Origin of the sequence: Ruegeria arenilitoris, from assembly GCF_013030985.1 — a bacterium.
Taxonomy (GTDB): Bacteria; Pseudomonadota; Alphaproteobacteria; order Rhodobacterales; family Rhodobacteraceae; genus Ruegeria; species Ruegeria arenilitoris_B.
The window spans coordinates 286567-301352 of record NZ_WPYP01000005.1 but is presented as its reverse complement, the minus strand read 5'-3'; the positions used below and the strand labels follow the sequence as shown (position 1 = coordinate 301352).

Here is a 14786-nt window from a genome sequence, read left to right as displayed (position 1 = left end):
GGCCGAGAACCATCGCGACCTCGCGCTGTTCAATATGGCGAACGACAGCAAGCTCTGCGGCTGTGACCTAGTGAAGATGAACGTCGTCGACGTCATGGCGTCAGGTCAGATCAAAGAACGCGCCTCCATCCTGCAAAGCAAGACTCAGAAACCTGTACGCTTCGAGATTTCCGAAGGCACACGTGTTTCTGTTGAAAAGTGGATGGAGGATGAACTGATGGTCGGCTCAGAGTACCTTTGGCCGGGACGGTTTCATGAGCGCCTGCATATCTCCACCTGTCAATATGCGCGGATCGTTCGTGATTGGGTGACTTCAATTGGGTCGGAGGCAAGCGCTTACGGCACACATTCAATGCGCCGAACCAAAGTCACGCAGATATACAAGAAGACGGGCAATCTGCGCGCCGTGCAACTCTTACTCGGTCATACTAAGATGGACAGCGCGGTTCGGTATCTCGGTGTTAGGCTTGAGGACGCTTTAGCCATAGCTGAAGCTATTGAAATCTAAAAGCATGCGGGTCGCATTCGACTGCGGCCCATAAGAGACGTTACACACACTGCTGGCGTTCTGCAGTCGCACCCGCATTCCGGCCATTCGGCACATGTGCAAAAATCGGCGCTGCTCGAACTCACCGATCGCGGGACAATGCAGCTGTTGAAGCTATTTGTAAAACACACCCGGCTCCAAGATTTCAAAGCCTTTGATCTCGAATTCATACATTCCGCTCTGGTCTGACTTTTCGGCGCGAGCGATCAACTTACCTTCCTCGTTTCGAAAGACCGCATGAGCGGTGTGAATTGCACGATAACAATGACTTCCGTCTGGATAAATATACTTCAACACTGGATTACTCCCCAATTTTCACGCCCACTGATGGCTATCAGATCAAACTTTATGACAGTCTGAGATATGCGGCGAGCAAATTCCTTTTTTACTTTTCTGCGCCACAGCTTGGTCATTGGGATCTCTACCGCCGTTGGATCGAACGCAGCGTGTTCGCCTACAAGGTAGCGCTGCACCGGCAACACGGCCCATAAGAGACATTCAACACTCAATCGCTATCGAGAGCCGATCCTCATTGGCCATATTCACTGTGTCCTCCCGCATACGTCGCCTCGATCTCGTACACCAACCTATTGGGGCGCCAATTGCGTCGCACCCAGCAACGCCATCGGTAGGGAAACCTTGTGGTGCTCCAACCTTAAACCGTCAGAAATTGTTGCAAGTTAACCGGAATGCAGGCAGCGTTGACTGAATTGAGGGAGAATATTTGAAACCCTGAGATCATCCATTTGTGACAATTTCACTCTGAACACTGGATGGTACTTCCTAACGCAGGAGACCGGTCATGGAATATAATAGGCTTTTTCAAATATTTGTTGTTCATAGCGAAATAGAAGACGAAACTGTTTCTGGACGACTTCTGCGGGCGATAATACGCGCCGTGCGAGACCGCGGCTATGAGGTGCTGACCGCACAATCCACGGAACAGGCCATATTCCAAATTCAAAATGATGCTTCAATTGCGTGTTTTCTCATTGGTTGGGATAGCGGCGACGAGGGTCTGGACACCGAGGAAGTATTGGCCTCCATTCGTCATCGTGGGCTGGAATCACCGGTTTTTCTGGTGACTGAGCGGCATCGGATTTCGGACCTTACTGATGGTGTGCTTGAACAAATACGGGGCACAGTATTCCCACAGGAGGACACGCCAGACTTCATCGCAAAATATGTCCTTCGAGCCTATAGTGAATACGTTGAAGGCCTGAAAACACCATTCTTCGGCGGCATGATCGATTACGTCGAAGCCGGCAATCAGATGTGGCTCGCGCCGGGTCACAACGGCGGCATCTTCTATGAAAAAAGTCCCATTGGCCGGGTCTTATTCGACTATCTGGGCGAGAACTTCTGGCGCGCGGATTTCAATTTTGTACCGGACCTGGGTGATATTTTCGGACCGACAGGTCCGTTTCTGAAAGCCGAGCAACAGGCCGCAGAAATCTTCGGCGCGGACCGCACATATTTTGTTTTGAACGGAAGTTCCACCTCGAACAAAATGGTCAACGGCTCATTGATTGCGCCGGGTGATCTGGTCTTGTTTGATCGCAATAACCACAAGTCTCATCACCATTCGGCTTTGATGCTGAATGGCGGCATACCGATCTATCTGCCCGATGATCGAAATTCGTTCGGCATGGTGGGCCCGATTGAATTTGACGCTTTGGACGAAGACAAGCTGCGACAGCAAATCCGGGACAACCCGCTGGTGACCGATCCGGACGCCTGGAAAAAGGATCGTCCGTTTCGGGCCGCCTTGCTTGAGAACTGCACCTATGACGGCACCATTTATCAGGTTGAAACGATCCGAGAAAAGCTGGGGCATCTGTGCGACTATCTTTTGTTTGATGAAGCTTGGGGCGGGTTCATGAGGTTCCATCCGATTTATCGAAACCGATATGCCATGGGACTGGAGAAGCTGGGCACGGATGATCCCGGAGTGTTCGCGGTGCAATCGACACACAAGCAACTGGCAGGAATGTCGCAAGCCTCGCAATTCCATGTGAAAGACAATCACATCAAGGGACAGGACCGGCGCGTCAATCACAAACGGATCAACGAAATCTTCATGATGCACACGTCGACATCACCGTTTTACCCTATGTACGCGTCGCTTGATGTTGGAGCCCAGATGATGAAGGGCAAAAACGGCACGTTTTTATGGGACGAAGCGCTGCGCCTAGGCATCGACATCCGAAAGAAAGCCCGAGAACTTGCCCGCGGATTCAGAAACGACGAAAGCGATCCTAATAAGAAATGGTTTTTTGACCCGTTTGTTCCGGACAAGGTCACGATCAAAGGCTCCGATCATTGCGAGAACATGACTGACGCCACGTGGGAGGATCTGCCAACCGATTTGCTTGTCAACGAACAGCAATGCTGGTGGTTCCGCGAGGGGGCCGATTGGCATGGGTACACTCGGATCGTGGACGGTTACGCCATGGTCGATCCGACAAAGATGCTGTTCCTGACACCCGGCGTGGACCGGAAAACAGGCAATTATCAGGATTGGGGCATACCCGCAGCGATACTGGGCGCCTTCTTGCGAAGCCGTGGCATTGTTCCTGAAAAGACGGATTTCAATTCAATCCTCTTCCTGCTGACACCGGGTCTGGAACGCAGCAAGGCGGGCACGTTGCTGGCAGAACTTGTCAGCTTCAAGCGTTTGTTCGACTCGAATGCTATGGTTGAAGAAGTTTTGCCCGACTTGATCCGGGACTACCCCGACCGTTACTCTGGTATGCATATTCGGGAACTCGCCCAAGGACTGCATGATCTTTACAAGCGGCATGACGCCAAGGCTTTGCAGAAAAAACAGTTTCAGCAAGCGCATTTTCCGGAATTGGCGATGAGCCCGCATGACGCCCACAGCGCATTTATCGCCAATCAGGCAGATTATATTCCGATGACCGACGTCAAAGGCAGGGTCGCGGCCACTTTGGCCCTAGTTTACCCGCCAGGTATCGGTGTCGTTGTTCCGGGCGAACGTTATGATGATCGCGCACAGCCGCAAATCGACTATTTCATGCTGTTTGAAGAGACCGAAAACCAGTTCCCTGGCTTTGAAAACGAAGTTCAGGGTGTCTATCGCGAAGAAGTCGATGGCGCGATCCGCTATTTCACTTATGTCGTCAAGGAATAGTCCAGTGGCACCAGGTGTGTCTTGAGTTACCAGTATGCGCCCTTTCCAGTGTTGTTTACAGATATCGCGGAGATCCCATGACCAAGGGAAATCAATCCGCGAGCAAGATCTCTGATGCACCAGCCGGAGACAAATCTCTAGGTGTCTGGACCTGTACGGCATTGGTTGTCGGTAATGTTGTGGGATCGGGATTCTTTCTGGCACCCGCCGCTTTGGCACCTTACGGATCGGTGGCCGTGATTGGCTGGATCGTGATGTCCGTTGGCGCATTGTGTTTGGGTCTGGTCTTTGCCCGACTTAGCCGGATTGCCCCTGAAACAGGCGGGCCTTACGCCTATGCCCGGCTTGGGTTTGGAGATTTTGCAGGGTTCCTCGTGGCCTGGGGGTATTGGATATCGATCTGGGCCGCACTGCCCGCCATCGCCATTGCCGCAACCGACTATCTTCAAGTGTTCATACCCGCGCTCAAGGGATCGCCCGGCATGAAGGCCATCATTTCGCTTGGATTGATCATCGGCGTTGCATGCCTCAACCTTGCTGGCACAAAAGAGGCTGGGCGGTTTCAACTGATAGTGGTTGGCCTGAAGCTGGTCCCGTTCATGGCCGTGTCCATTTTGGGCCTGTTCTGGGTTGATTGGGAACAGTTTACGCCGGTCAACCCAACACCCATGTCGTTTTTCCTGGCCTTAGCCGCGACAGCGCCGTTCATCATGTTCGCGTTTTCAGGCGTCGAATCCGCAACGGTTCCTGCCGGAGACGTCAAGAACCCGCAAAAAACCATAGCGATCGCTACCATCGCAGGAACCTTGATAGCCGCCGCGTTATATACTTTTGGAACTGTTTCGGTGATGGGAGTGATGGGTCGATCAGCCCTGGAACATTCCAGCGCGCCGTTCTCCGATGCGGCCGATCTGATGTGGGGAAGCTGGGCAAAATATGTCATTGCCGCCGCTGCGGTGTTGTCGTCGCTGGCGGCTCTCAACGGTTGGACCATGGTTATGGGGATGGTGCCACTGGCAGCCGCGCGTCATGGTTTGTTGCCCCCCGTCTTTGCCGAGTTAAGCAGCAAGAACGTCCCGGCCAAAGGTATCACCATTTCGGTCACACTGGCTGTGGCAACTCTGATGCTGCAATCGTCCGGGTCCAAGGCCCTGATCAGCATCTATGAGTTCGTGGTGCGCCTATCGACGGTTTCCGACATGGTGCCCTATGTATTCTGCTGTTTCGCCGAAGCGATCATTCTTTTGGTTCTGGGCAAACGTCAGGGATACCTAAACCCAAAAACATATTTACCTGTGGCAGCGATCGCTTTCCTGTTCTCGATGGTCACAATATTCGGCGCCGGGGCCGAGGCGGCCATGTGGGGCCTGTTGCTGCTTCTTACCGGATTGCCGGTCTACGTCCTGATCCGGACAAAATGGACAGGCGAAAACTAAGACCCAGTGTTCTAACGAACGACAAATGGCTCACGCACTGTAGACTTGTGGCAATCGCCCATCAAACAGCAGCCAGATCGCCACGACGGCTAGGGTCACCAGCAGCGCTGCAACCAGCAGCTCGACCTTATTAAAGGCAGGTTCGTCATGAGAACCTTCGCGTCGTGCCCATACAAAAACCGGTACGCCAATCGTGTAGATGATTGCACCGGCAAGCATGAATTGCACACCTGCCGCGAATACAAGCCAGAAGCCATAGAGCGTCGCCAGCACGCTTACGATAAGGGCTGTCCGCTTGCCGATCTTCGCAGCTTCCGGATAACCGCCGGTCCACATCAATTTCCAAAGGAATGCCGCCGAACCAATGTATGCCGGAAGTACGACAACACCGGTAATAGACAACATCACGTTCCACGCATTGTCCGAAAAATACACCAGTATCATCGCCGCTTGCATTATGAACGTAGAGATCCACAAAGATACTGAAGGGATACCAGCCTGATTGGTCTTCGCGAACAATTTTGGAAAAGTACCGTCTTTGGCGCAAGCCCAGGGCAGTTGCGCAACAAGCAACGTCCAGACTAGCCAGGAGCTGAGCAGTGCTATTATAACGCCCAGGTTGATGAATATCTCTCCCCATAGCCCGACAAGATCGCCAAGGATCGCAGCAGTCGAGGGTGGCGCCAATTGGGACAATTCGCCTTGAGACAAAACGCCAAAGGGCAATACCGAAACCAAAACAAAAAGACCTGTCGCTACAAGAAATCCGAGCAATGTTGCCCGGCTCACGGTCGCCGCATCGGCCTTGTCCGACATGACAACCGCGCTCTCAATTCCGATATACATCCATAGCGTGACAAGCATTGTGCTTTTGACTTGATCCAGGACGCTGCCAAGCGGTTTGTCATGAGTTTGACTGTCGGCCACGTTACCCCAGAAATCCGAGGTGAACAGACCTTTCCCAATCGAAAAATAGGCAACAATCAAAAGGAACAGTATGAGCGGGACAAATTTTGCGATTGTCCCGATATTGTTCAATATTGCGGCACCACTGGTGCCTCGCATGACCAGAAAGCACATTCCCCAGATGATTGCAGAGGCTGCAAGAATGGCTTGCCAGGTATTGCCGCCCTCAAAATACGGGGGAAAGAAGTAATTCAACGCATCCATGAGCAGGACCGCATAGCCCACATTTCCGAACACGACAGACAGCCAATACCCCCAGGCAATCAGGAATCCGACCAACCTTCCAAAACCGGCCCGTGAATACATGTAAATGCCCGAGGTCATCTCGGGCCGAACGTCCGCCAAAACCTGAAAACTTCTGGCAAGAAAGAAGATACCCAAGCCCGAAACAACCCAGGCGATCAGTATGGCCCCAAGCCCTGCCGAGGCGGCCATGTTCTGGGGTATGTTGAAAACGCCTCCCCCGAACATGGCGCTGACGACAAGCAGCGTCATGGCAAAGAGACCAAGTTTCTTGACCTCAGCAGACTTTGACGAAGCCGCGCTTGAAGATTCTGAACTGCCGGAATGCTCTGTGTTTGACATGGTTCTTTGTTCTTCCGCGATGAGCTGGCACCCAACAGGTTGTGCCGGATAATTTGGAATTGAACGCGTCTTATCGTGCTGTCGTGATCGTAATCTCGGAAATTGAGAAAAACCAATACCGTAAAATAAATGCGTCCTTGCTGCCTGCTGGCGTTGGGTTCACCAACACCGCCTGCGCCCCAACCTTAGCATGAATACTCAGGAGGACGGTAACGTGACGACTCGGCCCCGGTTCATGTGGTAGCCTTAACACGGTCCAATTTCCGGTTCACGATGAACACAACTGAACAAAAACGCAGACTTTTTGAAGTCGTCGGAGAAAACCCGCGGGCCCATCTGAGCCCGTATTGTTGGCGCAGCCGTATGGCGCTTGCTCACAAACGGCTGAAGTTTGCTTCAACGCCATGGCATATTACCGAAAAGCAGCGGATCGCGCGTTCGGACGGCGTAACTGCGCCTGTATTAGTAGATGGTGGAACGTGGGTTCGCGACAGTTGGCAAATCGCATGCTACCTCGAAGAGACTTATCCCGACTATCCGCTGTTTGATGGTGCTGCGGGGAAAGCGAAGGCGTTGTTTGTCAACAAGTGGGCAGACAACGCACTGCATCCTTTGATTTTTCCCGCCGTCATTGCAGAGCAGTTTCCCCTGACGGCACAGTGTGACAAAGCTTATTACGAGGAAAGAACCAAGCGTAAGTTCAAACAAAGTGTCGAAGAAATTGGCGCGGATCCGGAGCCGGCGCGCGCAGCTGTCCTCAAGGCGCTTGGCCCGCTTGAGAGCACTTTGGCCAACGTTTCTTTTTTGGGAGGCGGCGCGCCGGATTATGCCGACTACATTCTATTCGGCACGTTTCAATGGGTTCGGGTTGTCAGCCACAGACCATTCTGGTCGTCAGATAGCGCCTTGCACAGATGGTTCGAGGCGTTGCTGGACGCTTTTGAAGGTATGGGGCGGGCTCAACCGCCTCGCAACGAGCTTTAGGGCAATAATGAAGATCGGTTGGTCCGAATATAATCCGCCGTGCGGAAAACGAGGGCTGCCAATGTTGCGGTTGGATTTATCGCACCGGGCGTGGGAAACAGGCTCGCGCCTGCGACAAACACGTTTTCGACTTCGTGGAGTTGCCCAAAGGAATTTGTCACCGACGCAGCCGGATCTCTGCCCATTATTGTGCCGCCTATCATATGCATGGGATTACGGGGGCCGGCCCAGGCTTCGCTGGTTCCGGCAGCCTTGAATATACGCAAACCTTCGGATTTCGCCATTTCCGACCTGGCGACATTTTCCTGCGGCAGTGAATTGGTGACATGCGCCTGGGGCAGTCCATAGCGATCTCGTTTTGTCGGATCGAGGGATATACGGTTTTCCTTGATGCTTTCCTCTTCGCACAGCACAGTCATGTTGCCGTAGTGCGAGCTGGCCCTGCGCAGGTAGGCATCCAGTGCATCCCCAAACAGCTCAGGTTTCGCCAGAGCAGTTCCAAGAAGGTCATTTGGCTTCGCCGCTTGCCCCACTAGCCACGCCCGGCTGCCAAAAGCGCCCTTTGCAGGTTGTTTGTTGTCATAGCCCACAAGACACAGTGTGTTTGCACCGGTCACGCCCGTATGCGGTTCCGTTTCCTGCTCAAACAGACCGTGGATCGTAGTGAGCGCATGGGACGTGAAATAATGGCCAAGTGTTCCACTGCGGTTGCCCAGCCCGTCCGGATGCTTGTCAGCGGTTGACAGCAACAGAAGACGAGCATTCCAAATTGTGTGGCAGGCGGAAATCACGATATCGGCTGGTTGAACGTTCTCTTGCCCATTCTCATCAATGTAGACAACACCGGTTGCTCGTGATCCTGCAGGGTCGGTCTCGATACGTGTTACATAGGAATTGTGGCGCAGCTCAACTCCGGCTTTTATTGCTCGCGGCCACTGCAAAACCAGAGGATTGGCCAAAGCTCCGATTGGGCATCCGGCATCACACCAACCGTCCAGAACGCAACCCGCCCTGCCATCATAAGGAACGCTGTTTACCGCGAGCGTGTTCGAGGTGAGTTTCAAGCCCTCGGCATCAAAGCCCTTGGCGATCGCGTTGGATTGACTGGACATGGGAATTGCCGGCATCGGATAAGGTGCGCCCGGTGGGGTGTTGGGGTCAAGATTCCCGGAGACCCCAAAGTAAGTCTGTGCGTGATCATACCATGGCTGCAGATCCTCATAGCTGATGGGCCAGTCCAGACTGCGGCCATATTGCGAGCGGACGTGAAAGTCATCCGGGTGAAGCCGATACCAGTTGGCGTACCAATGTAGCCCAGCTCCACCAGTACCCCACCCCATGGCAAAATTAGCGGCACCGACAAGATCGCCGGTCTCCTGAACCTCAGGTCCCGCCCACCGAAGACGCCGTGACCAGATTTGCGAGCTGATCATTTCTGAGAGCTTCCTCTCAGGCCCGGCCTCCAATACCAGCACGTGGAAACCGGCCTCACCCAGCTCAGCCGCCATTGTACTGCCAGCGATGCCAGATCCGGCAATGACGACTTCAACCTTTTGATGTGAAATCTTCGTCATTTGACCTCTCGATGCTGATGGGGTTTTCCCGCTTCGCACTACCAGGGTTTAGGTGGTGAAATGTGGGCCAGATACGGTATCCCCAAATCTGCAAATCCGGCTTCGGTGCCATAAACCACATCAACAGCGTCACTGCGCGAGATGAAGTAGAAGAAGTTCGGATCCGGTTCGTTCCAGACCTGCATTTTTGACGCCACTGCGGCCGCAATCATTTCCCTTTGCTGATCCAATGTGAGTTGTGGAAAAGGTGCGCTAAAACGGTGGTGGCTTTCTGCACCAATTCCGATGATGCCTTTTCGATAAAAGCCAGCCATGTCGCTTGCGTTCAGATATCTCAAAAGAAGCACGGAAGAGGCCTGATCCCCTGACAAGCTCTGGTCGACGAATTTCGCCACCCCGGCACGGCGGGCACCGGAAACGATGACGTCGCACCAGGCCGCAAGCGTATCTGCTTCACTATGCGTAAGCTGTTTGTAACTGGTCTGTTCGACGGTCTTTGCCTCCGCATTTCGAGACAGGCTGCGCATACCAAGGCTTGCCCAGATCGGGGTCGGCAGTATGCGAGTCAAAAAGCGTCTACGGCCAATCATTCGACCTGCCTCCGCCAATTGCGTATGGAAGCGTTATCTTCGCAGCTATGCTCTTTTTGTCAAATTGGCGGATTTGGTACCTTCAGCAGAGTGTCATCAAATCTCCTGTTGCCTTACCAACGTTCGATATGAGGCAAAGGAACGCCCGGTCCGCAAGAAGTGCTTCCTTCGCATTTGAATAGGAGCACCTCTTTTTGGGCGGAGCTTGGATAATTCGCCCCAATGCAGTCATTGATAGCGTTCAAATGCCCATCGATGGTACTCTCGAAAAGTGGACCTTCATGCGTGTTGCAGCCCGTTGGGATCATTTGGGCAGGTCACGCCGTCGCGCAGAACGCTCTGGCCGGTCAACTTAAACGCCTTGGTTCACGCACCTGTTTGTGTATCATGTCACGAAACGGTGCCGCCTTACAGATTTGAACAGTCTTTGGCCAAACTTCTGCGGAGTGTCGTTAATGCACGCCATCGATGATCTCGCATGGCCTGAAGCGTACATTGAGCTTCTGCCGCTGATAACTGACCGCTGGTCAGTAAAGGATGAAATCTATTTTCACCGACAGTTAAGTGCGGGTAAGTCAGGTGCCCTTGTCTATATTGTCGACATTACATGCGACGCATTCAGCGGTCAGGCCATTCTCAAATTCGATGCACTTCCCGATCCGGAGTGGAAAGAGAAGGCCGAAAACCAAAGGCATCTGGAGGCGTTTGAAGCAGTCCCCGCGTTTGGATCAAAGCATCTGGCGCGCATCGTCCAGTCATTGGACCACAACGGTAAGATCGCGATCCTTTCAACCGTTGTGGCGCAGGGGCTGGAATACTCGCTTCCTTGGAACGATTGCGGCTACGAGCTGGCCTTGAACGTTCTTCAGCGGCTGTCGAGAAGCCTCCTTGGCGACTGGAACGTCGATTATGAAATGGCGCCTGGACTGCACTCGCCTCGGGATCTTCTTTCGGGATGGCTCGGCTACAGGCTGAATCCCGAGCCAGGTCGTCTACACCAGTTCCTTTCGGATGTTTGCGGTCATGATCCGAACGAACGTTGCTTAATGTTTGAAGGGCATTGGTACCCGAACCCGCTGGCTTTTGCCTGCGACGAGAAACTGCCAGGCCGATTGAGCATTAGAGCGGCCAAAGGGCGGGTGCATGGGGATCTCCATGGGTACAACGTACTGGTTCAATCCCACCAAAGCCGTGATCCCGATTATTTTCTTATCGATTTGGCGCTGTACGAAGACAACCAGTTTTTGTTTTACGATCACGCGTACTTTGAGTTGGCATACCTGCTGGCGAGGCGTGGAAACTGTAGCCCTGCTCAATGGGATGCCATCCTTGATGATATTGGCCTCTTTCATTCAAAACATCACACATTGGGGCTTTGGCAGGATGATGTAGGGATCGTCGAGTTTGTTAGAACTTTGCGGCGCGGGGCGATGAGTTGGGTTGAGCGTCACGAAAGTCATCGGCTCAGCTTTATGGAAAGCCAATACCTGCTAGCCCGTGTTGCAGTGGGCTTGAACTTTGCACATAAACACCTCAGCGTCGGTGCGCGCAGCCACGCATTCTTGTATGCAGCTCACAATCTCAAAGACTACATGACGCTGAACAACGTTGATTGGCCCAGGCATGGGCCTGTGTTCCAGTTCCCAACAGAGCATGAACCGATATCTGGCTCTCAACCTGGCACCAAAACACATGCACCAATCACTGAGCCGCCGGCCGAAAAAGACCGTCTGTTTGATCGGATGGTTACCCAGCTTCCTACCCCACAAAAACCGGTCATTGCAGTGCTGCCGTTTGACTGCCTAAGTGGCCAAAGTGACGACAATGGGTTTGTGGCGGGCATCAACCATGAACTTGTGACCGAACTTGCAAAAGTGGATTGGCTGTCGGTGGTCTCACCCACTTCCACCAAGCTCCTCAAGGATGCTTCTTTAGCCGGCGAGGAGATCGCGCAACGTCTCGGGGCTCATTATTTGGTCGAAGGCAGCGTGCGTTACGATGATCAGCGTGTTCGTGTAACTGCCCATCTGGTGGATACCTCAAATGGGCATGATCTTTGGGCCGATCGCCTGGACCACAAAACTGAAGATGTTTTTTCCCTGCAGGAGGAAATTGCCTCAGCAGTTGTCGGGCATATAGACTGGGAATTGCGGTTCGACCTGCGCGAACAAGCCCGGCTGAAACGTGGCGAGGTCAATGTTTGGGACAGGGTTCAGAAAGCGCTGTGGCATCTATTCAAATTCACCGATGAAGATACCCAAAAAGCAAAGGATATTTTGACCAGAACCATCGACATGACGCCGGACTATGCACTTGCGCACGCAGTGTTGGCAAATGCCGAGCTTCGGAAGCTGTTCTTTGACCAGGTCGATGATCGGGAAGAGGCGAAAGAATGCGCACTCTATCACGCAGAGCGCGCTGTAGCGCTGGATGAACAAAGTAGTTTCGCGCATGCCAGTCTCGCCCGTGCATACACCCAGTTCGACAAACACGACACCGCGATAGCGGAGGCAGAACTTGCAGTCAGCCTCAACCCAAGCGCTGCAAACGCCCATTTGGTCCTTGGATATGCGCATCTCGCAAATGGGCAGGCGACGCTTGCGTTACCGCATTTCGAGACCGCAACTCGGTTTGGGCCATCCGGTCCATATTTCAAGATCAAATTGTTGGCTAAAGCCTTTTGCCTTTATTTTCTCGACAGATTTGACCAGGCCGAAGCTTGTGCGAGAACAGCATTAGAGGGGAAATCGGTTGATCCATTCGGCCGCTACGTGTTGGCGGCAATATTGATACGGCGAAAAGCCACGGACGAGGCGAGACGAGTAATTCGCCAGAGCCAAGAAAAACGCCCCGACATGACCTGTACGCGCGTCCGTCTGGCATTCGAAAACCTGCAACAACGTGATCGTGACAGATTTGTTGGAGATCTTATGAAAGCTGGTTTGCCGGATTGAACTTCGCGTCTTGTTGGCTGGGCAGTGCGGCATAGTATTTCATTCAAATCGCAACACGCAAAACGATGCCAGATACCGTTCCACTGGCATTGCATGTATCAATGAGGCGGATGGTCCGGAGCAACTGGTCGACGGTGCAAACGGGTTGCGATTAGAACGCCACCGATAATCAGCACACCGCCGACGCCTTGATAAATCTGAAAGTCCATACCCTTTAGAGCAACGGCTTCGACCGCAACGAGTATCGGTACGAGATATGCAAACAGGGAAGCAGTCGATGCGCCAACTTCGTTTGTCCCGAAATTGAGCAAATGGAGATAGATAGCACCCATGCCAACTCCAATGAACAAGATCGAGCCCCAGACCTGCCAGGAATAGTCTAACGGTTGAAGCGTGCCAGCTTCGTGAATCACGACAAACGGCAGCAATACGACAATTCCAACAATGAAAATCACAAACAAACCTTCGTCAGGCCTAGGGTGCATGTCCCATTTTTTGAGAAGAACCAAATATAGCCCGCGGCAAGCATTGGACGTTATCATCAATAAGAAGGCGAGATGCGGGTTGAAATTGATTAGATTTTCTAGATTTCCACGAAACGCAAAAATCAGCGCTCCAATGAGTGCAACCGCTACGCCCAAATACTGGACAGAACGCAAGCGTTCGTTAAGCAGCAATGCAGAAAACAAGATCGTCAACAAAGGCACACTGGTGTACCCCGCGCCAAGATCTATAAGGTCGTTGGATCGGAGCGCTGAATATACAAACCAGGGCGTCGCCACCACACCAATGCAGGCAAGGATTGTATAGCGGAGCCAACTGCCTTTGAATTGCTTAAGCGGGTTGCTCCGCCCTCTCATAACAAGAGGAAAAACAAACATTGCTGCAATCAGGCAGCGCCAAAATGTCAGTGCAACCGGGTGTACTTCACTAACTGCCAGATTGCCGAACAAGAAGTTCCCAGCGCTGATCAGCATTGCAAGCAACAATGCCCCATAGGCCAGCGCAGTTTTATTCAACTTCATGATTACATCAGAGCATGACCGGCTTTTGAAACATAGCATCAATCGATGCGCCGTTTGCGTGAACACTGTCCTAGAAAGACTTGCACTGCTTCGACCTCGAAACTCGAAGGCGGCCCATAAGAGACATTCACCACCCAGAGGTGATGCTGCAGTCGCGGCCCGCATTACCGACATTCGCCGCGGACGCAAAATCTGGTGCCAGATGAATTTACACGCGATGGACAATTCTAACTTTTTGCGAATAGGGCCAAAGGTCCTACCTGGGGTTGTCAGCCGACCTACACCGAAAGCGAATTCACTGCTCGACTACTCTACCTGAAGTTGGTGCGTAAGAATCTCTACCATCTTTTGAGCCTCAGTTGCGTCGAGTCTTCCGTGATGCAACAGAAACTCTGCGACATTTCGATCCGTGTAACGACCTGTAAGTATGTCGTCGCGCAAAATTAACTTGAGACGCGCAAATTTGGCAGCATTGTCATGGCAGATAATGCACTTCTCTTGGAACAGGCGTCCAGATTCGTGGATAAATTCGAACTGGTCAATCAGGTCGTCGATTTCCTTGTCGGATAACCTGCCGTGGCCTGCCTCCAGAAAATCGAGGACAAGGCGCCCAGAGGCTTTTCCGACAAGGCCATTCTCAGTCGCAACCAAATTTTCGGAAACAAAATCTCCGGCATGCGGGACGTGACAGGCTGCGCAGTTCTGTTCGTAAATCAGATGCGGATCAGACTGCTGGGCGTTCAGGGAAACTGCCCAGAAAACGACGCTGATTGCTAAGCCAATTTTCACAAGCTGTTTCATGTTCAAAGCTCCATGCTGTACGACGGAAGACCAGCGATCAGTATAAACGACATCGAAGCAATCAACCTTGAGAAGGGTCAACCTCTAAGCAGGCTTTTGCTGCACTCGATTGGCGGCTTTGGGCGAGATTTAATGATCTTCGTCAAAGCATATGCGGCAGTAGGTCGATA

The 14786-nt window shown here is 52.7% G+C and carries 10 protein-coding genes; 5 read left to right on the top strand and 5 right to left on the bottom strand.

What is annotated here, in order from left to right; translation table 11 throughout:
- The 3 genes from GOX88_RS12820 to GOX88_RS12805 form a co-directional block, all read left to right on the top strand.
- On the top strand, window positions 1–508 hold a 508-nt coding region (locus tag GOX88_RS12820; RefSeq protein ID WP_170402220.1), incomplete at its 5' end, for a tyrosine-type recombinase/integrase.
- 841 nt (window positions 509–1349) lie between these two features.
- Window positions 1350–3701, top strand: coding sequence for an Orn/Lys/Arg decarboxylase N-terminal domain-containing protein (locus tag GOX88_RS12810; protein WP_170402214.1), 2352 nt, complete (start codon window positions 1350–1352; stop codon window positions 3699–3701).
- 77 nt (window positions 3702–3778) lie between these two features.
- Window positions 3779–5137 (top strand): amino acid permease, encoded by a 1359-nt coding sequence (locus GOX88_RS12805; protein WP_170402211.1) that lies wholly within the window; start codon window positions 3779–3781, stop codon window positions 5135–5137.
- 30 nt (window positions 5138–5167) lie between these two features.
- Here GOX88_RS12805 and GOX88_RS12800 read toward each other — a convergent pair whose 3' ends face one another.
- The gene (locus GOX88_RS12800; protein WP_170402208.1) at window positions 5168–6688 is read right to left on the bottom strand and encodes a basic amino acid/polyamine antiporter; all 1521 of its coding nucleotides are present in this window, start codon (window positions 6686–6688) and stop codon (window positions 5168–5170) included.
- A 273-nt stretch (window positions 6689–6961) separates the two neighbouring features.
- Here GOX88_RS12800 and GOX88_RS12795 point away from each other — a divergent pair, with 273 nt between their 5' ends.
- Window positions 6962–7672, top strand: coding sequence for a glutathione S-transferase N-terminal domain-containing protein (locus GOX88_RS12795; RefSeq protein ID WP_170402205.1), 711 nt, complete (start codon window positions 6962–6964; stop codon window positions 7670–7672).
- Here the strand turns inward: GOX88_RS12795 and GOX88_RS12790 are convergent.
- Entirely contained in the window at window positions 7669–9246 is a 1578-nt protein-coding gene (locus GOX88_RS12790) for a GMC family oxidoreductase (protein ID WP_170402202.1), read from the bottom strand. The genes GOX88_RS12795 and GOX88_RS12790 overlap by 4 nt on opposite strands.
- Window positions 9247–9284: 38 nt before the next feature.
- A complete protein-coding gene (locus tag GOX88_RS12785) occupies window positions 9285–9836 on the bottom strand; it encodes a gluconate 2-dehydrogenase subunit 3 family protein (RefSeq protein ID WP_170402199.1) in 552 nt (183 codons plus the stop codon).
- 455 nt (window positions 9837–10291) lie between these two features.
- On the opposite strand from GOX88_RS12785, the gene GOX88_RS12780 reads away from it, so the two are divergent.
- Window positions 10292–12790, top strand: coding sequence for a tetratricopeptide repeat protein (locus GOX88_RS12780; protein ID WP_170402197.1), 2499 nt, complete (start codon window positions 10292–10294; stop codon window positions 12788–12790).
- A gap of 98 nt (window positions 12791–12888) precedes the next feature.
- Here the strand turns inward: GOX88_RS12780 and GOX88_RS12775 are convergent, their stop codons facing one another.
- Together GOX88_RS12775 and GOX88_RS12770 are read right to left on the bottom strand one after the other, a co-directional pair.
- Entirely contained in the window at window positions 12889–13815 is a 927-nt protein-coding gene (locus tag GOX88_RS12775) for a DMT family transporter (RefSeq protein ID WP_170402195.1), read from the bottom strand.
- Between the two features lie 306 nt (window positions 13816–14121).
- On the bottom strand, window positions 14122–14616 hold the full coding sequence (locus tag GOX88_RS12770) for a c-type cytochrome (protein ID WP_170402192.1): 495 nt from the start codon (window positions 14614–14616) through the stop codon (window positions 14122–14124).
- Window positions 14617–14786 lie beyond the last annotated feature (170 nt).

Excerpts from the sequence above, each read along its gene's own strand:
- GOX88_RS12810 (WP_170402214.1), top strand. The coding sequence starts at position 1,350 with ATGGAATATAATAGGCTTTTTCAAATATTTGTTGTTCATAGCGAAATA.
- GOX88_RS12805 (WP_170402211.1), top strand. The coding sequence starts at position 3,779 with ATGACCAAGGGAAATCAATCCGCGAGCAAGATCTCTGATGCACCAGCC.
- GOX88_RS12800 (WP_170402208.1), bottom strand. The coding sequence starts at position 6,688 with ATGTCAAACACAGAGCATTCCGGCAGTTCAGAATCTTCAAGCGCGGCT.
- GOX88_RS12795 (WP_170402205.1), top strand. The coding sequence starts at position 6,962 with ATGAACACAACTGAACAAAAACGCAGACTTTTTGAAGTCGTCGGAGAA.
- GOX88_RS12790 (WP_170402202.1), bottom strand. The coding sequence starts at position 9,246 with ATGACGAAGATTTCACATCAAAAGGTTGAAGTCGTCATTGCCGGATCT.
- GOX88_RS12785 (WP_170402199.1), bottom strand. The coding sequence starts at position 9,836 with ATGATTGGCCGTAGACGCTTTTTGACTCGCATACTGCCGACCCCGATC.
- GOX88_RS12780 (WP_170402197.1), top strand. The coding sequence starts at position 10,292 with ATGCACGCCATCGATGATCTCGCATGGCCTGAAGCGTACATTGAGCTT.
- GOX88_RS12775 (WP_170402195.1), bottom strand. The coding sequence starts at position 13,815 with ATGAAGTTGAATAAAACTGCGCTGGCCTATGGGGCATTGTTGCTTGCA.
- GOX88_RS12770 (WP_170402192.1), bottom strand. The coding sequence starts at position 14,616 with ATGAAACAGCTTGTGAAAATTGGCTTAGCAATCAGCGTCGTTTTCTGG.